The 17,242-nt window shown below is 65.1% G+C and carries 13 protein-coding genes; 6 read left to right on the top strand and 7 right to left on the bottom strand.

The window, feature by feature from the left end; all coding sequences use genetic code 11:
- Positions 1–22 precede the first annotated feature (22 nt).
- Genes rfbF through AC1DQK_RS02150 form a run of 5 tightly spaced genes read left to right on the top strand, consistent with a single transcriptional unit; the run spans position 23 to position 5,099 of the window.
- A complete protein-coding gene (rfbF, locus tag AC1DQK_RS02170; protein ID WP_477866884.1) occupies positions 23–832 on the top strand; it encodes a glucose-1-phosphate cytidylyltransferase in 810 nt (269 codons plus the stop codon).
- Positions 825–1,958, top strand: coding sequence for a CDP-glucose 4,6-dehydratase (rfbG, locus tag AC1DQK_RS02165; protein ID WP_477866882.1), 1,134 nt, complete (start codon positions 825–827; stop codon positions 1,956–1,958). Before rfbF ends, rfbG begins: the two co-directional genes overlap by 8 nt.
- Positions 1,949–3,166, top strand: coding sequence for a DegT/DnrJ/EryC1/StrS family aminotransferase (locus AC1DQK_RS02160; RefSeq protein WP_477866880.1), 1,218 nt, complete (start codon positions 1,949–1,951; stop codon positions 3,164–3,166). The genes rfbG and AC1DQK_RS02160 overlap by 10 nt, the downstream gene beginning before the upstream one ends.
- A gap of 14 nt (positions 3,167–3,180) precedes the next feature.
- Positions 3,181–4,113 (top strand): NAD-dependent epimerase/dehydratase family protein, encoded by a 933-nt coding sequence (locus AC1DQK_RS02155; protein WP_477866878.1) that lies wholly within the window; start codon positions 3,181–3,183, stop codon positions 4,111–4,113.
- A 2-nt stretch (positions 4,114–4,115) separates the two neighbouring features.
- Positions 4,116–5,099 (top strand): glycosyltransferase family 2 protein, encoded by a 984-nt coding sequence (locus AC1DQK_RS02150; RefSeq protein ID WP_477866876.1) that lies wholly within the window; start codon positions 4,116–4,118, stop codon positions 5,097–5,099.
- An 18-nt stretch (positions 5,100–5,117) separates the two neighbouring features.
- Here the strand turns inward: AC1DQK_RS02150 and AC1DQK_RS02145 are convergent, their stop codons facing one another.
- The 4 genes from AC1DQK_RS02145 to AC1DQK_RS02130 form a co-directional block, all read right to left on the bottom strand.
- Entirely contained in the window at positions 5,118–6,536 is a 1,419-nt protein-coding gene (locus tag AC1DQK_RS02145; RefSeq protein WP_477866874.1) for an oligosaccharide flippase family protein, read from the bottom strand.
- A 127-nt stretch (positions 6,537–6,663) separates the two neighbouring features.
- On the bottom strand, positions 6,664–7,530 hold the full coding sequence (locus tag AC1DQK_RS02140; protein ID WP_477866872.1) for a glycosyltransferase family 2 protein: 867 nt from the start codon (positions 7,528–7,530) through the stop codon (positions 6,664–6,666).
- A gap of 38 nt (positions 7,531–7,568) precedes the next feature.
- Positions 7,569–8,819 carry a hypothetical protein gene (locus AC1DQK_RS02135; RefSeq protein ID WP_477866870.1) on the bottom strand — a complete coding sequence of 417 codons (1,251 nt, stop codon included), beginning with the start codon at positions 8,817–8,819 and terminating at the stop codon, positions 7,569–7,571.
- A gap of 62 nt (positions 8,820–8,881) precedes the next feature.
- Positions 8,882–9,961, bottom strand: coding sequence for an acyltransferase family protein (locus AC1DQK_RS02130; RefSeq protein WP_477866868.1), 1,080 nt, complete (start codon positions 9,959–9,961; stop codon positions 8,882–8,884).
- A 218-nt stretch (positions 9,962–10,179) separates the two neighbouring features.
- Here AC1DQK_RS02130 and AC1DQK_RS02125 point away from each other — a divergent pair, with 218 nt between their 5' ends.
- Positions 10,180–11,214: an acyltransferase family protein gene (locus AC1DQK_RS02125; RefSeq protein ID WP_477866866.1), complete on the top strand. Its 1,035-nt coding sequence runs from the start codon at positions 10,180–10,182 to the stop codon at positions 11,212–11,214.
- Positions 11,215–11,227: 13 nt separating this feature from the next.
- On the opposite strand, the gene AC1DQK_RS02120 is transcribed toward AC1DQK_RS02125, so the two are convergent.
- From AC1DQK_RS02120 to AC1DQK_RS02110, 3 genes are all read right to left on the bottom strand, one after another.
- Positions 11,228–12,661, bottom strand: coding sequence for an efflux transporter outer membrane subunit (locus tag AC1DQK_RS02120; protein ID WP_477866864.1), 1,434 nt, complete (start codon positions 12,659–12,661; stop codon positions 11,228–11,230).
- An 11-nt stretch (positions 12,662–12,672) separates the two neighbouring features.
- A complete protein-coding gene (locus AC1DQK_RS02115) occupies positions 12,673–15,861 on the bottom strand; it encodes an efflux RND transporter permease subunit (RefSeq protein ID WP_477866862.1) in 3,189 nt (1,062 codons plus the stop codon).
- Between the two features lie 89 nt (positions 15,862–15,950).
- Entirely contained in the window at positions 15,951–17,228 is a 1,278-nt protein-coding gene (locus tag AC1DQK_RS02110; RefSeq protein ID WP_477866860.1) for an efflux RND transporter periplasmic adaptor subunit, read from the bottom strand.
- Positions 17,229–17,242: the final 14 nt, after the last annotated feature.

The following is a 17,242-nucleotide window of genomic DNA, read 5'->3' as shown; positions in this document are numbered from 1 at the left end:
CGAACAGCAAGGGGGCACGTATATGCAAACGGTGCTGCTAGCGGGCGGGCTCGGTTCCCGCATCTCCGAGGAAACGGTTCGCATTCCGAAGCCGATGGTGGAAGTGGCCGGACGGCCGATCATGCTCCACGTGATGGATATCTACAACCATTGGGGCCAGCATGATTTCATCATAGCATGTGGCTACAAGTGCATGATGATGAAGTCGTTTTTCAACAATCTTCATCTGATGAACAACGATTTCACGGTCACTATCGGAACCGGCCGCATGGATCTCAAGCCGTGCCGCCAGGTCGACTGGAATGTTTCGGTGGTCGATACCGGAGAGACCACGATGACCGGTGGCCGATTGCGCCGGCTGCGCGACTGGCTGGGCGACGAGACCTTCATGGTCACCTATTCGGACGGTGTCGGCAATGTCGATATCGATGCGCTCCTGGCGTTCCACCGATCGCATGGCGGCCTCGCGACGGTCACCGCGGTCCAGCCGCCCGCGCGGTTCGGCAGCCTCGATCTGGCGGGTGATCGCGTGGCGGAGTTCACCGAAAAGGTCACCAGCTACGAGACCTGGATCAACGGCGGCTATTTCGTCTTCGAGCCGGGGGTCTTCGATTATCTGAGCGGCGACAAGGAGCAGCTCGAACAGGCACCGCTCGCGCAGCTCGCACGGGATGGGCAGCTGTTCGCCTACAAGCACAAGGGCTTCTGGCATCCCATGGACACCGTCAGGGACCGCGAGCAGCTCGAACAGCTCTGCGTCGACGGCACGCCGCCCTGGCTGCAGTTCGACCGGGAACCCGATGCAACGGTGCGGCCGAAAATCTATGCCTGAGCAGCCGTCCAACGACGAGCTGGTCGCCCGGGCCTTCGCCGGGCGTCGCGTGCTGGTTACCGGGCATAGCGGCTTCAAGGGCGGGTGGCTCAGTCTCTGGCTCCAGTCGCTTGGCGCCGATGTCGTCGGTATTTCGCTGCCGCCGCCGACGGTCCCCTCCTTCTATCATTCGGCGGGAATCGGCGGGCTGGTCGACAGTCGCATTGCCGACATCTGCGACGTCGAGGCGCTGCAACGGGCCGCCGACGGAGTCGACGCGGACATCCTGTTTCACCTTGCCGCGCAGCCGATCGTGCGTCGATCGCACCGCCACCCGGCAGAGACCTTCGCGATCAACGTCACCGGGACGGCGAACGTCCTGGACGTTGCCAGGGCGATGCCGTCGATGCGGGCGGCAATCGTGGTGACGAGCGACAAATGCTATGATGATCGGGGATCGGCCACGCCCTACCGGGAAACCGACCGGCTCGGCGGCACCGACCCGTATAGCGCCTCCAAGGCCTGTACCGAGCTCGTTGCCGAATGCTATCGGCGCAATTGGTTCGGCAGCCCGGGCGGGCCGCATCTCGCGACCGCCAGGGCCGGTAACGTCATAGGCGGCGGCGACTGGGCCGAGGACAGGCTGATACCCGATATCATTCGAGCCGCGCATAGCCGCTCGCCGATGGTCATCCGGAATCCACGCAGCATCCGGCCGTGGCAGCATGTCCTCGAACCGCTGTCGGGTTATCTGCTGCTCGCGGCGCGCATGCTGGGCGAGGATGGACCGGCCTTCTCGGGACCGTGGAACTTCGGACCGGTGGACACCAGTGGTGCCGACGCAGAAGCAATAGCGCGTGCCATCATGCAGGCGGCGCCGGAACTCGACCTTCCCATCGAGTTCGCGTCCGGGGTCGCCGCGCTCCATGAAGCCGCGGTGCTGCGTCTCGACAGTAGCAAGGCCTTTACCGAACTCGGCTGGCAGCCCAGGCTGTCGATGCAGCAGACCATCAGGCTCACCGGTGAATGGTATGCCGCGTCGCTCCGGGGCACTGCCGACATGCGCGCCGTCAGCCGAGGCCAACTTTCCTCATATCTGGATCTCGGATCCTCCCTCCGGACGGAAGGTGTTTCAATATGCGCGTGAATTACGGACAGAGCGTACATGGCGAGGCAGAGATCGCTGCCGTGATCGAGGTGCTCGGTACGTCGACCCAGATGGGCGCGAAAGTGCGTGCGATGGAGGCGGGCGTCTCGGCGCTGTTCGCCAAGGCGCACGGCATCATGGTCAATTCCGGATCCTCCGCCAACTATCTGGCGGTCGAACTGCTGGGGCTGCCCGCTGGCAGCGAGGTGATCACGCCTGCGCTGACCTTCGCGACGACCGTGGCGCCGATCGCCCGCCATGGCCTGGTGCCGGCCTTCGTCGACGTCGAGGAAGGGACGTACAATATCGATGCCGACGCCATCGAGGCGATGATCGGGCCCAATACGCGGGCGATGATGATCCCGTCGCTGATTGGCAATCTGCCGGATTGGGATCGGATCTGGGAGATCGCGGCGCGGCATGAGCTGATGGTGGTGGAGGATAGCGCGGATACGCTGGGCGCGACCCTGCATGGCCGCAGTACCGGCCTTCGGTCCCATATCAGCACCACCAGCTTCTACGGGTCGCATGTCATCAATGCGGCGGGCAACGGCGGCATGCTCTGCGTCAACGACGACACGCTCGCCCGCAGCGCAAGGTTGCTGCGGTCGTGGGGGCGGACATCGTCGCTCTTCGTCGACTCGGAGGCCGCGGAATCGCGGTTCGATGTCGAGGTCGACGGTATCGAATATGATGCGAAGTTCGTGTTCGAGGCGCTTGGCTATAATCTGGAGCCATCGGAGCTCGGTGCGGCCTTTGGGCTGGTCCAGCTCGACCGGCTCGAGGATAACATCCGCCGGCGGATCGAGAATTTCACTCGGCAGCGTGCCTTCTTCGCAGACTATGAGGAGTGGTTCATACTGCCGCGGGAATTGCCCGACGCACGGACGGGGTGGCTGTCCTTCCCGCTGACACTGCGCGACGACGCGCCGTTCACCCGGCGCGAGATGCAGATATGGCTCGAAGCGCACGACATCCAGACGCGGCCGGTGTTCACCGGGAATATCCTGCGCCAGCCGGCCATGCGCTCGGTCGCGCATCGCACTTCGCGGGATGGTTATCCGGTGGCCGACAGCGTGATGCGCGGCGGGATACTGCTTGCGTGCCACCATGGTCTCGATGATGCGCAGATCGATCACATGCACCGGACCTTCGCCGGCTTTGCCGACCGGCAGGCCCAGGCCCCGCGCGTGGCAGCGGCGGAATAGGCGAGGACGTGGCGATGCGCGTCTTGATCGTCGGCGGGACGGGATTTGTCGGATCGCACCTCGTCCGGCGGTGCATCGCGGAAGGGCATCGTGTCGACGTGGTTGCCCGCCCATCGAGCGACATTTCCCGGCTGACCCCCGTCTTGGCGTCGATCGGGCTGCACCGGCTGTCGCTGCTCGATGCGGCGGAGGTCGGCCACTGCCTGTCCGAGACCCGTCCGACCCATATATTCTACCTCGTCGGCGCTACCAAGCGCCGGCATGAGCCGGGCGTTGCCCAGGCCGCGCTCGAGGAAGCGGCCGGCTTCCTGACGCTCGTCCAGGAAGCCGCCAAGGCGACGAGCCGCGTTCGATGCTTCGTCAGGACGGGATCCATCGCGGAATATGGCGTCGCGCGGGTTCCGTTCCAGGAAGGGCAGCGCGAACATCCCGACAACGGCTATGCTGCCGCCATCGTCGCCGGCACCTATTATGCCCAGGCGCTCGCGCCGCAACTGCCATTCCCCTTGATCACGGCCAGGCTGGCGCTGGTCTACGGCCCCGGCCAGGCATCGGACTTCCTGGTCCCCTCGCTGATCGCCTCTTGCACTTCGGGCAAGTCGATCAAGCTCGGGCGGCCGCTGGACCGGCGCGACCTCATCCATGTCTCCGACGCGGTCGACGCCCTCTATCGCATGGGCACCGCCGGCCTGTCCGGCGGAGAGATCGTCAATGTCGGTTCCGGAGAGGCGGTGGGGGTCGCCGAACTGGCCGCGATAGTGGCGGCATTGGCGGGAGCGGACTCGACGCTGGTTCAGTGCAGCGCCCAGAGCGATCCCGTGACGCTGCAATTGTCCAGCGCCCGCGCGGAGCAGCTTATTGGCTGGCGGCCCCGCATCGACATCGTTTCGGGCATCAAGGGGTTGATCGCCGAATGCCGACGGGGCGAGCGGGTGGCGGCGGCATGAAGATGCATATGATACCCACGCTGGTTTCGATCATCGTGCCGGCCTTCGACGAGGAGGCGACCGTCGAGCGATGCTATGAGACGATAGTGTCTGTCTTCGCCAAGTTGCCGGGCTATGATTATGAGATTGTCTTCACCGACAATCATTCCTCGGACAGGACCTTCGCGATCCTCTCCGATATCGCCGCGAAGGACCGTCGGGTCCGCGTGATCCGCTTCTCGCGCAACTACGGCTATCAGCGTTCGTTGCTGGTCGGTTACCAGCACGCCGCCGGCGAGTGCGCGATACAGCTCGACTGCGATCTGCAGGATCCGCCCGAATTGATCCCGGAGATGCTGAGACGCTGGCGGGAGGGGCATCATGTCATCTATGGCGTGCGGCGGAGCCTGCGCGACGACCCCCTAACGCGCTGGGCGCGGCGAGGCTTCTACAGGTTGATCGCCGCGATGAGCGACGACGATCTGCCGATCGATGCCGGCGAGTTCCGGTTGGTCGATCGTCGCATATTGCACGAACTGCGCGGCGTGCGGGATACCTCGCCTTATCTGCGGGGGCTGATAAGCTCGATGGGATTCTCGCAGGTCGGCATCGAATATGATCGCGGCAGCCGGATCGCCGGGCGCAGCAAATTTTCGGTCAAGCCGATGGTGTCGCTGGCCGTGGACGGCCTGCTCAACCATTCGCTGCTGCCACTGCGGCTAGCCTCGGCCGTTGGCCTTTTCGTCGGCAGCATCACCTTCGTTCTGATCTTCGTCTATCTGCTATGGCGTCTGACCACGGGGTCCTCCTGGCCAGCGGGTTTCGCGACCACGACCTTGCTGTTGCTGCTTTCGATCACGCTCAATTCCATCTTCCTCGGCATCATCGGCGAATATCTCGGCCGGCTGTTCATGCAGGCTAAACGCCTTCCGTCGCCGCTCGTCGAGGCGATGCTGAATCGTCCGGAGCCGCAGCGCGAGCCATCGATCACCGAGATTTCCGATTAGCACCCGCCGGGTGACGGGTTACGCGGTCGCTTCGCGGCCCGATGCCAGCCGCAACAGGTCGAGCAGCGGCTTGCGGCGGAACAGCGCAACCAGCCCGGCATAGATCGCCACATCGATCAGCACCATCGCCGACAGGCGCACGACGTGCGGCATGTCCGGGGCGAAGTCCTCGAACAGCTTCGCCAGCCCGACCGCCATGAGCCCAGCGGCAAGGGCATATCCGCCGTTGACCATATAGTGGCGCGGACGAACTCCGAGCACGCGATTCTGGATGATGGCGGTTACCAGGAAGCCGAGCGCGGCGGCCGTCATCTGGGATGCGGCGGCGCCCACCGGGCCGTAGCGGGCGAAGACGAACAGCATGGAGATGCTGATCGAAATCGTGATGATGCGTTGGAGTGGAAGCCTGCGGATCTCCCCCGCCACCCCGAATCCGGGTTCGGACAGCTGACTAGGCAGACCGAACAGTGCGCTGATCGAGAGGAACATGATGACCATCTCGGTGCCGCGCCACTGGGGGCCCAGGGCGAAGACGGTCACGTCGCCGCCGGTTATCCCGAGCAGCAGCAGCGGGCCGAGCAGCAGCAGGTAGATGCACCCGATGATCAGTTCCGTAGCGCGTCCGATTTCGCCGCCATTCGAATGGATCCGCGACAATATCCGCCAGTTGATCGTTCGCATCGGTTCATAGACGATGGTCGTGACCAGCGCGATGATGCGCGAGCTCATTCGGTAGATCGCGACTGCAGCCGGGCTCATGAACCAGCCGAGCAGCAGGTCGGCGCCGTAATTCTGGAAATAGCCCAACCCACGATCGATGATCATCGAGCGCCAGAGCCGCATCATGCCGGACGCCTGCGCCTGCGAATAGCGGAACGACGGCATCCATCGCGCCACCGCCAGGAAGATCAACGACGCCACGCCGGATTGCACATAGCGGGTAGCGACGAGCGAAAGGACCCCCCAGCCGGTCAGCAGTCCGGTGATCCCCACGGCCAGCGCCGTCGTTTCCACCACGATGCTGGTGACGGCCATGCTGCCAAGCCGCCCGTCGCGCACCAGGATCGATTCCGCCGTGCTCCGCGCGCCCGCCGGCAGCGACAGCGGTACCATCAGATATACGAGCATGGCCACCGTGTCGGACCTGAACACCCTGCCGGCGATGAAGGCGATCAGCATCCCGCCCAGCCAGTAGGCGGCACCCAGCATCATGTTCACCCAGAATGCCGTGTTGGGCGCGTCCCTCTCCTCGGCATGGCGGATGACATATTCGAACGTGCCGACTGCCATGAACTGGTTGAGCATGAGGGCGACCGCCGCAGCGAGTGTGAATTCGCCGAAGTCGTTCAGGCCCAGGAAGCGGCCGGCGACCAGCATCAGCACCAGTGCCGAGAGCTGTGACCAACCGCGCGCCGCGAACAGCAGGATCGAGTTCATGAGCAGGCGCTTCCCGTGTTCACGTTCGACCTCGATGCGCATTGCCGCTGTGCGCGCCGCTGCGCGATCACGAGGCCGTCGGAATGTTTGTCATCGCTGTGACGGCCTTCGCGGAAGCGTGGGACGCTCAAATCTGTTCCACATATTCGGGATCGATTCGGCCGCGTAGCACCTGGGCGATGCCCAGAAAATTGCCCTTGAGCCGGCCGCGACGGTCTATGTAGGCAGGAGGCCTTATAGATCCGATGAAATTCGCGACGATGTTCCTGCCGGCGAACTTCATCGCCCGGGTGAGCGGCATCGTCCCCTTCCTGTAGAGATAGATGTTGTTGATGATCTGGGACGCCCCGAGCCGCACCCCGGATACCCGCCCCGACTTGACGCCCATGTGGACCCCGATCAGCTGGCTGGCCTTGACCAGCCGCCCGTGCCGGCCGAGCAGCGATCCGAAATCCAGGTCTTCCTGCCAGCCGTAGAGCGGCAGGCGATCGTCGAAGCGGACCCCGCGACCGAACTTCACGGCATAGGCCATGTTGCAGCCATAGGGCGCCCCGTAATCGCGCAGGCGCCGGACGCGGGGCTTCCCGCGTGCGCGGTCCAGCAGCTTTGCCGCTTCGGCCAGGGAAATGCCGGGCCCGTTGATGCCGTCGGCCAGAAGGCTGCCGGTAACACAGGCGACGTCGGCTTCGCTTGCGAAGATGGCCTCCACCTCTTCGATCCAGTCGTCCGCGGGGATGAAGTCGTCATCGAAGAAGATCACGACGTCGCTCCGGCTCTCGGCCAGGTCCAGCGCGCGGTTCCTCTGCCGGGTCAGGCCCTTGGGCCCGAACAGCACCGCTGTCTCGAACGCCGTGTCGACGAGTTGCACGTCGCCTTCCTTCACGGCCGATATCACGACCAGGTCGGGGGCGCGCGTCTGCCGGCTCAACGCCCCTAGCATCACCGGAACCAGCTCCGGCCGACCGATCGTTGCTATGACAACCGAAATCTTCATTGGTTCGTCCCCAGAAGCGGATTGCGTCTCCGCACGGTTTACCTCCCCTTGCCGCGCCCGGCGTCGTCGAGAGGCTTTGCCTCGACGATCATCATTGAATCTCCGATCGGCACCGCCAGCGATGCGCCGCTCGACCGGTCGACCGGCTCCGCGCCGGTGACCGGGCTGTAAACCGTCAGGTCCGCGCCGCGTGCGAAGTCCAGTCGCACGGTTGCCGGTTCGACGGGGAGCGGTCGCCGATTGGCCTGGTCCCAAAGATCCGCTTCGCGCCACAGCAGGATGAGCGTCGCGCCATCYGGTCTCGCAAGCTCGAGCAGTTTCAGGTCCGGTGGCCCGCTTTCCACGCGGGCCTGGATCTTGCGGCTGGCGCTGCGCATCGCCGTTCCGTCGCTCAGGATCGCCGTCAGGTTGTGGATGGCGCGCGCTGCGGGCTTGGGCTGCCAGCTTGTGTCGAACAGCCCCCAATGCTTCTCCCACGATTTGCCGGTCGGATCCGGATAGGCGTCGAGCAGCTGATACGGGAAAGTGCGCTCGATCCCTGCGGCGGCATAGGCGGCGTAGAGGTTGAGGATCAGCTTCGCAGCGGTGTCCCGGTCGACGGCTTCCGCCTTGATGTTCGTGGCATCGTTATAGCCGGTTTCGGTGATGAAGACTGGCTTGCCTGGGATAGCGGCCTTCTGTTTCCCCACTTCGATAACCATCTGGCGAGACGCCTGATCGCCGTTGCGCGGGTAGGGGTGAGCGTTGCCGGCGTCGGCGTCTGCGGCGTCGATGGTCGGTACGCTGACCCAGCTGGGCGCGAGCAACGGCGTCCTGCGCAGCGGGGTGGCGCGGAGCAGACGGCGCAGGTCCCGGACGAAGGCGCGCGTTGCAGGATAGCTGTTGCTGCGGGGTACATCCTTCATCAGCCCGTAGGACAGCGGCCAGTTGTTTACTTCGTTGGGCGCTTCCAGCGACGCGATCGAACCCGGGTTGGCGGCATTGAAGGCGAGCAGGTCGTCGATGGTCGCCGCGGGTGGCCGGTTGCCTTGGAACACGAAGTTGAACTTGAGGCCAGCCTTCGCCGCCCTCGCAAGCGCGCCCTGACCCTGCGATCCCCTGAACGGGGCGCCGTCGCGTATGTGGAATATGCCGAGGTAACGAAGCGCCTCGATCACTTTGTTGGCGTGGTTATAGTCGCCATCGGTATAGTTCAGGTGGGTGTTGATTCCCAGGGTCTGGCGGAAGTCGGCAACGCTCATCTCCGCCGCCCAGCTGCCGCTGGAGGACAGCACAGCGGCCAGAGCCAATCCGTGGAGCCACCTCGCGACAGGACGGCTTCGCGGTAGAACTGCGTTCGCGCTCGATCGGATCATGGGAAAGGTCCCCTTATCGTCGGGGCGAACGCGGGTCGCCAATTCAGGTACAGCGTGGTTAGATATTTGCGCACCGGTTCATCGAAACAGCGCATCAGCAGATATGATGCCGCGACGATGAACGCGAATATCGCCAAACTGAGGGCGGGGGCGCCGGCGCCGTTGCCGAACTTCTTCTCCAGCCCCGCGCCCATCATCAGGATTGGATAGTGGATCGCGTACAGCGGATAGGAAATCCTTCCGAGGACATCGTCGAAGGGGGAAAAACGTCGATCTCCGGCGCTCATGCCGCACGCAACCGCGAAGGGCAGCAGCACCAGCACGCAAGCGAGGAACCAGGCGACATGCCGGATCGGCAGGAAGATCGAAACGGTCAGCAGGAATAATGCGATATAGGGCCATATCGGCGAACGCAGCCTGATCCAATCTTTCGTCCGGAACAGGATGACCCCCATGGCGAAGCCGAAGGTGATGCGGCCTATGCCGCCAAGATAGGTATAGGCGTTCCAACCGAGGTCGCCCGTGCCTTTCCACAGCGACATGACGACGATCAGCGCGCCTCCGGCACCGCAGACCGCAACCAGGATTGCCAGCCGGGCACCGACAAGGAAGCGCGCCCAGATGAGGTTCGCCGCGACTTCCATGCTCAACGACCAGAGCGGACCATTGGCAGGGAAGGTCTCGTCCCGGGTCGCCGCCGTCACCCACAATTTGGGAAGCAGGAACAGGTTGAGCAGCGAAGCCGCGATGATGTCCGAGACGGGATCGGAAAGCACGGGCGCGAAGTGATAGCGCACCAACAGATAAGCAGTGCCTGCCACGACGCTGAAGACAGCCATCGGCATCAACCGGATTGCGCGCAATATCAAGAACCTCGCCAGGCCCAGATTCGATGCGAGCCGCTCCTCATAGGCGCCTGCCAGCACGAAGCCGCTGAGGATGAAGAAGAAATCGACGGCAACATATCCGTTCACGGCGGTGTGGATGCCGCCGAACCGCGTCCCGATATGGAAGAGGACCACTCCTATCGCCGCATATCCGCGAAGTGCGTCGAGGAACTGATAACGCACTTTCACTCACGACCCTCGCGCTTGCGGATCTGCCCTAAACATTACGGTGGCGCGTTGGTTCCACCTGCCGCTGGCGATCCGATCGGGGCATTTTCCGCTCTTGCGTTTCGCGCAGACAATATGTGCATCGCGATGCGCGAGAAGGACGCCGAAAGATCCATGCGGGGTAGCGCCAAGATGGTGTATCGCCTCGATTCTCTCGTTGGACCGTCGGAGCAGCTCTTATGACGATCAGCATCGACGCGGCCGCCAGCAATATTTCCATCGCACAGCCCCAGGCAACCAGTGGCTCCAAGCGGCTCGAATGGCTCGACGCCGCGCGCGGCATCGGCATCATCCTGGTTGTCGCCGGGCATGTCGAGCGCGGACTGGCGGCGGCGGGGATAGGCGATCATTGGGCGTGGTTCGATTTCGTCATCTATTCCTTCCACATGCCGCTGTTCATTTTCCTGGCGGGCGTGAACGCGGTCATCCCGCTGGCGCGCGGCCGGAGAAGCTTCCTGCGGGGCCGCGTCGAGGGCGTCGCTTATCCCTATCTGCTGTGGGCGACGGTGACCTATTGCATATGGCATTTGGTAAACGGGGCGGGCGAGCCCTTCGGTGTCGCCGACATCAGCCGCCACCTCGCACTTTCGCCGCCCAGCCCGTTCTGGTTTCTCTATGCGCTGTTGGTCTTCTCATGCTGCTATGCGATCGTCGGCAACAGCAGAGCTATATTCATCCCGGTGGTCGGTATGTTCGTGCTGGGCGAGTTCTACCGGAACGATATCATTCTTCATCAACTCCTTCATTTTCCGCTCTATTTCTTTGCGGGCGTCCATCTGTCCGGATGGGTGAAGGCTTGGCCGGGCCAGTCCAGGATAGCGTGGAGTGGCGCCGCGATCTGCCTGCTCGCCGTCACCGACGCGATCGTGGGGCCGCTGACCGGCATGAACTTCAATTCGGTGTTCCTGCTGCCGGCCGCGATAGCGGGGATCGCGGCGATATTGCTGATCTCCATGTCGCTGCGCGGCGCCACCCTGGCATGGATGGCCCGGCTCGGCGCGGCATCGATGGCGATCTACGTCACCCACCTGTTCTTCACCGCTGCCACGCGGCTGCTGATGGTGCAGCTCCATGTCCCGCAGCTAGTAGTGCTCTATGCGCCCGCAGGCGTGATCGCCGGGGTAGCGGGTCCCTATCTGTTCTATGTGGTTGCCGAGCGGGCAGGCGCGCTACCCTTGCTCGGGCTGGGGAAAGCCCGCCGACGTCCGGCATAAGCGCCGCCCAGGTTCAGCGCGCGGCGACCTTGGGCGCCTCCACCTGCCAGCCGCCGCCCAGCGCTCGAAACAGCTCAACCTGCGCATCGGCCACACGCGCGTCGGACTCGGCGAGGTCGGCATCGGCTTCCGCCGAGGTCCGCTCGGCATCGAGAACCGTCAGGAAATCGACCCGGCCCTCGCGCAGCTGGGCGCGGCTGATCGTCGCGGCGGTCATCGCCTGGCCTGCCGCCTCGCGGAGTGCCTGCTGGCGCTCGAGCTCATGGGCATAGGCGGATAGCGCTGTCTCGGTTTCCTGCAGCGCGCGCAGCACCGTGCCGTCGAAGCCGGCGAGCGCGGCCTGCGTCGAGGCGCGTGCCTCGGCGATGCGGGCGCGGCCGGCTTCCTGGTTGGGGAAGTTCCAGCTGAGCAACGGCCCGAGCAGCCAGCGCAGCGGCCCACCGCCGAACATGTCGCCGAGCGAAGGACCGGTCGAACCGATCGAACCGCCCAAGGTGATGCGCGGGTAGAGATCGGCGGTCGCAATGCCGATCCGGGCGGTCTCGGCGGCAAGGCGGCGCTCGGCCTCGCGAATGTCGGGCCGGCGGGCGAGCAGTCCACGGCCATCGCCAACCGGTATCGGCCGGTCAAGCCGCAGGGTCGTCTGGCGCTGCCCGACATCGGCGGGGAGGTCGGCCGGCGCCCGGCCGGTCAAGGTCGCCAGCCGAAACAGCGCGGCGTCGCGCTGCGCGCGCAACGGGGGCAGGGTGGCGCGCTGCTGCTCGCGCAGCGCCGAGGCGCGCGACACGTCGAGCCTCGACGTCCTGCCTGCTTCGAAGCGCTTGCCGGTCAGTGTCACGGTTCGGTCGAGTAGCTCGAGGGTGCGCTGCGCGACCGCCAGGCGCTCGGCGGCAGAGGATGCGTCGGCATAGGCGCGGGCGGTTTCGGCGACGATCGCGACCCTTACGGCATCGCGTGCGGCCTCGGCCGCCTGCGTATCGCCGCGCGCTGCCTCGACCGAGCGGCTGACGCGGCCGAACAGGTCGACCTCATAGCCGATGCTCAACCCGGCATCGTAGGACCAGTCCTCTCGCTTCGCGTTCGGGCTCCGCTGGCCCTGCGGGGAGCGGCCATAGGTTGCGCCTGCGCTGACATCGGTCTGCGGCAGTCGATCTGACCGCGCTTCGCGCAGCGATGCGCGCGCCTTGTCGAGGTTGGCGACCGCCACGCGCAGGTCGGTGTTGGCCGCAAGCGCGTCCGCCACCAGCCGATCGAGCACGGGATCCTGGTAGAGCCGCCACCACGCGTCTTCGGGTTCGGCGGCCGTCACCGGCGCAACCGGTGCCCCGAGGAAGGGCAGGGTCGCGCTGGGCGGAACGGCGGGCTGGACATAATCGGGTCCGGCAGCAGCGATGGTCAGCAGGCTGGCAAGGCCCAGCAGGCCGATGGGCAATATCTTGGCGGTCATGATGTCCTCCATCATTCTGCGGGAACGAGCGCGGATTCGGTGTTGCCGTCGGGGCCAGGCCGATGCCCGAAACGACGGGCGAACCGATCGGAAAGGCTGCGGGCGGCAACGTAGAAGGTCGGCGTGAACACCAGCCCGAAGAAGGTCACGCCGAGCATGCCCGAAAAGACCGCAGTGCCGAGCGCCTGGCGCAGTTCGGCGCCCGGGCCGGTCGCGATCAGCAGCGGCACCACGCCCAGGATGAAAGCGAAGCTTGTCATCAGGATCGGCCGCAGCCGCGCCTGAGCCGCGTGGATCGCAGCCTCCACCGTCGACAGTCCGTCCTCCTCGCCCTGCTTGGCGAACTCGACGATCAGGATCGCGTTCTTGGCGGCGAGGCCGATCAGGACGACGAGGCCGATCTGGGTGAGGATGTTGTTGTCCATGCCGCGCAGGTTTACGCCGGTCATCGCCGCGAGCAGCGTCATCGGCACGATCAGGATGATGGCAAGCGGCAGCATCAGGCTCTCGAACTGCGCCGCCAGCACCAGGAAGACGAACAGCACCGCTGCGGCGAAGACGATCATCGCGGCATTGCCGGCCAGTTTCTGCTGATAGGCGATCTCGGTCCATTCGGCCGACACGCCCGCGGGCAGCTTGGCAGCGAGCCTGTCCATCGCCGCCAGCCCCTCGCCCGAAGAGCGCCCCGGCGCGGATTCGCCCTCGATATCGATCGACGGGTAGAGGTTATAGCGCAGCACCCGATAGGCACCCGCACGGTTCTCGATCGTGGCGACCGCACCGAGCGGCACCATCGCTCCGCTGTTCGAGCGGGTCTTGAGCTGCTGGATGTCCGAGACGTCGTCGCGGAACTGGGTGTCCGCCTGCGCGGTTACCCGATAGGTGCGGCCGATGAGGTTGAAGTCGTTGATATAGGCCGACCCGAGATAGACCTGCAGCGCTTCGAACACACGGCTGGGCGGTACGCCGAGCATATCGGCCTTGGCGCGATCGATATCCGCATAGGCGCGGGGAACACCATATTCGAACTTCGTGTGCACGGCTGCGAGCGTCGGATCCTTGTGCGCCTCGCCGATCATCTGCCAGGCGATCTGGTTGAGCTTTTCAAGCCCCATGCCCGACCGGTCCTGCAGCACCAGCTTGAAGCCGCCGCCCGTGCCGATGCCGCGGATCAGCGGCGGCTTGAGCACGAAGATCCGACCCTGGTTGAAGCCCTGTGCATATTTCTGGGCCTGGGCGAGGATCGTCGATTCGGTCTGGCCATGCCTCGCGCGTTCCTCGAAGCTGTCGAACACCAGGAAGGCGGCCGCCGCATTCGAGGCGGTGGTGCCGGTCGGGCCATGGAAACCTGCCAGCATCACGGCGCCCTTGACGCCGGGGATGGTGAGCATCTTCTTCGTAACCGCCTGCATCGTCGCGTCGGTCGACGCCAGCGATGTGCCCGGCGGCGTGAAGATCGCCGTCAGCACATAGCCCTGATCCTGCGCGGGCACGAATCCGACCGGCGTCGCGCCGAACACCAGCGCGGTCAGGCCGACGAGGCCGGCATAGGAGAACAGCACGCGCTTCGGCCGCGCGAGCAGTTTGCGCGTGCTGCTGGCATAGAAGGCGCTCAGGCGATCGAAGCCGGCATTGAAACGCTTGCCGCCGCGATAGGCCATGCGCGCCCAGCGCCCCTCGGGCTCATCTTCTGCCTTGGGTTGGAGCAGTCGGGCGGCAAGCGCCGGCGACAGCGTCAGTGACAACAACAGCGAGATGATCGTCGCCGAGGAGATAGTGACGGCGAACTGGCGGTAAAACTCGCCGGTGAGTCCGGTCAGGAACATCGTGGGCACGAACACTGCGCACAACACCAGCACGATCGCGACCAGCGCGGTCGATACCTCGTCCATGGACCGGAACGCAGCCTGCATCGGAGTGAGGCCCTGTTCGAGATTGCGCTCGACATTCTCGACCACGACGATCGCGTCGTCGACGACGATGCCGATCGCGAGCACCAGCCCGAACAGCGACAGGTTGTTGAGTGAGTAGCCGAAGGCCGCCAGCACCGCGAAGGTACCGATCAGCGACACTGGGATCGCGATCACCGGGATGATCGCCGCGCGCCAACTCTGCAGGAAGACGAGGATCACGATGACCACCAGCACGACGGCTTCGAGGAGGGTGTGCTGCACGGCGCTGACCGACTCGCGGATGAAGCTCGTCGGGTTGTAGATCACCCGATATTCCAGCCCTTTCGGGAATTTGGCAGACGCTGCCTTGAGTTCGGCGAGCACCGCATCGGCGGTCGCCAGCGCGTTGGAGCCGGGGCGCTGGAAGACGCCGATGCCGAGCGACGGCTGGCCGCTCAGATACATGTTGATGCCATAGTCCTCGGCGCCGAGCTCGACGCGGGCGACATCGCGCAGCCGGGTGAGGTGGCCTGCGTCGTCCGCCTTGATCACCACGTCCGCGAACTGTTCCGGCGTGTTCAGCCGACCCTGCGCCTCGACATTGAACTCGAAGGCCGCGCCGTTCGCCTCGGGCGGCTTGCCGATCGCGCCGGCCGCGACCTGGACATTCTGCGCCCGCAGTGCCGCGACAATCTCGCCCGCGGTCATGTTGCGCGCGGCGGCGCGTCCGGGATCGATCCAGATCCGCATCGCATAATCGCGCGCGCCGAACAGCCGGACTTCGCCGACGCCATCGAGCCGTGCGAGACGGTCCCGGATCTGGCTCAGCGCATAGTTGGAGACATAGCCGCGATCGAGCGAGTTGTCGGGGGAGATGAGGTTCGCCACGAGGATGAAGTCGGGCGAGGTCTTGCGTGTCACCACGCCTTGCCGGCGGACCTCCTCGGGTAGGCGCGGTTCGGCCAGCGCCACCCGGTTTTGAACGAGAACCTGTGCCTTGTCGAGGTCGATGCCCTGCTTGAACGTCACGGTGACCACCAGCCGGCCGTCGCTAGTCGCCTGGCTCGAGAGATAGAGCATATCGTCGACGCCGTTGATTTCCTGCTCCAGCGGCGAGGCGACGGTGTCCGCCAGCGTCTCGGCAGAAGCGCCCGGATAGGTCGCGCTGACCGTCACGGTCGGAGGCACCACGTCGGGATATTGCGAAATCGGCAGGCCGAAATAGGCGAGCGCACCGACGATGGTGATGACCACCGCGATCACGCCGGCGAAAATCGGCCGCTGGATGAAGATATGGCTCAGGCGCATCGGCTTAGTCCCTGTTGGCCGGGCAAGACGGGCCAATCGCCCTCCATGCGGAGGGCGTCGAGCCGCCTCGCGGGCGATAAGTCTGTGATTCAGTGGGCCCCGGCCAACGTCGCCTGCGAGGCGACCGGCGCGGTGACGGCAAGCTTCGGCACCGGCGCGGCGGCTTCGACCTTGCCTGCGATCACCTGGACCTTTGGCGATGTCGCGGCGAACTGCAGGCCCGAGATCACGATCCTGTCCTGGGGCTTCAGCCCCGATCGTATCACCCGCAGCCCGTTGACCAGTGGGCCCGCATCGACTGGCTGCGCGGTCACCGTGCCATCCTTGCCGGTCACCACATACACCACCTTGCGGGCCTGGTCGGTCACCACGGCGGCGTCGGGTACCAGCAGCGCCGGGCGCGGTGAGCCCGAGGAGAGGCGCATATTGCCGAACATGCCCGGCGTCAGGAAGTAGTCGGGATTGGCCAGCACGGCCCGCCCGCGTATCGTACCCGAGCCGTCGTTCAGCGCATTGTCGGTGAAGTCGACCTTGCCGCGCCATTTGTAGTCGGCCTCGTCCTGAAGCCGGATCTCGACATGGTCGCTGCCGGCCTTCTGCCGACGCTGCTTAAGGTAGAGCGCTTCCGAGCCATCGAAGGCGAAGTAGATCGGATCGAGGGCATTTATGGTGGTGAGGACCGTGGCATTCGCTGTCGAATCGCCCGAGACCAGGTTGCCGATATCGATCCGGCGATCCGAGACGCGGCCACTGATCGGTGCGCGAACCTGGGTGAACTCGACATCGAGCCGGCGCGCCTGGACCTGCGCGCGCGCCGCGGCGAGCGCAGCTTCAGCCGACTGGGCTGCCGCCTTGAGCGAGTCGACCTCCTCGGCGCTGACCGCCTGATCGGCAACGAGCCGATTGGCCCGTGCCAGCTCGCTGCGGGCCAGCGACAGCGCGGTTGCAGCACTCGCTACCCGGGCGCGTGCTTCGGCCAGCGATGCGGCGAAGGGGCGGGGGTCGATAGTGAACAGCAACTGTCCCTTGCGGACGATGTCACCGTCGCGGAAATGGATCGACTCGAGCGCTCCGGATACGCGCGGACGGATCTCGACCGCCTGGCTCGCCTCGAAACGGCCGACATAATCGTCCCATTCGACGATGGTTTTCTGCAGCGGCTGGGCAACCGTGACGACCGGCAAAGCCTGGCCATCGGCCTTGGCCTTGTCATGGCCGAGGAGGCCATAGCTGGCGAACAGCAAGAGCCCCGCGATGGGCAGGGCGGTATAGGCGGCGGCGCGCTTCTTCGAAAGCCGCTGCTTCGGCTCGGCCGACGGCTCCGCAGCGCGCTCGACAGGGTCTGCCTTGAGCTCGGATAGATACATGCTGCCTGTCCCTG

Source organism: Rhizorhabdus sp. P4_G5 (assembly GCF_056401065.1).
The sequence above is the reverse complement of the archived record's forward strand: the minus strand, read 5'-3'. Positions and strand labels throughout refer to the sequence as shown.

What these genes read in the sequence shown, in the direction of transcription:
- rfbG (WP_477866882.1), top strand. Translation starts at nt 825, where the DNA reads ATGCCTGAGCAGCCGTCCAACGACGAGCTGGTCGCCCGGGCCTTCGCC.
- AC1DQK_RS02145 (WP_477866874.1), bottom strand. Translation starts at nt 6,536, where the DNA reads ATGAACTCGATCCTGCTGTTCGCGGCGCGCGGTTGGTCACAGCTCTCG.
- AC1DQK_RS02155 (WP_477866878.1), top strand. Translation starts at nt 3,181, where the DNA reads ATGCGCGTCTTGATCGTCGGCGGGACGGGATTTGTCGGATCGCACCTC.
- AC1DQK_RS02120 (WP_477866864.1), bottom strand. Translation starts at nt 12,661, where the DNA reads ATGACCGCCAAGATATTGCCCATCGGCCTGCTGGGCCTTGCCAGCCTG.
- AC1DQK_RS02140 (WP_477866872.1), bottom strand. Translation starts at nt 7,530, where the DNA reads ATGAAGATTTCGGTTGTCATAGCAACGATCGGTCGGCCGGAGCTGGTT.
- AC1DQK_RS02115 (WP_477866862.1), bottom strand. Translation starts at nt 15,861, where the DNA reads ATGCGCCTGAGCCATATCTTCATCCAGCGGCCGATTTTCGCCGGCGTG.
- AC1DQK_RS02110 (WP_477866860.1), bottom strand. Translation starts at nt 17,228, where the DNA reads ATGTATCTATCCGAGCTCAAGGCAGACCCTGTCGAGCGCGCTGCGGAG.
- AC1DQK_RS02150 (WP_477866876.1), top strand. Translation starts at nt 4,116, where the DNA reads ATGCATATGATACCCACGCTGGTTTCGATCATCGTGCCGGCCTTCGAC.
- AC1DQK_RS02125 (WP_477866866.1), top strand. Translation starts at nt 10,180, where the DNA reads ATGACGATCAGCATCGACGCGGCCGCCAGCAATATTTCCATCGCACAG.
- AC1DQK_RS02160 (WP_477866880.1), top strand. Translation starts at nt 1,949, where the DNA reads ATGCGCGTGAATTACGGACAGAGCGTACATGGCGAGGCAGAGATCGCT.
- rfbF (WP_477866884.1), top strand. Translation starts at nt 23, where the DNA reads ATGCAAACGGTGCTGCTAGCGGGCGGGCTCGGTTCCCGCATCTCCGAG.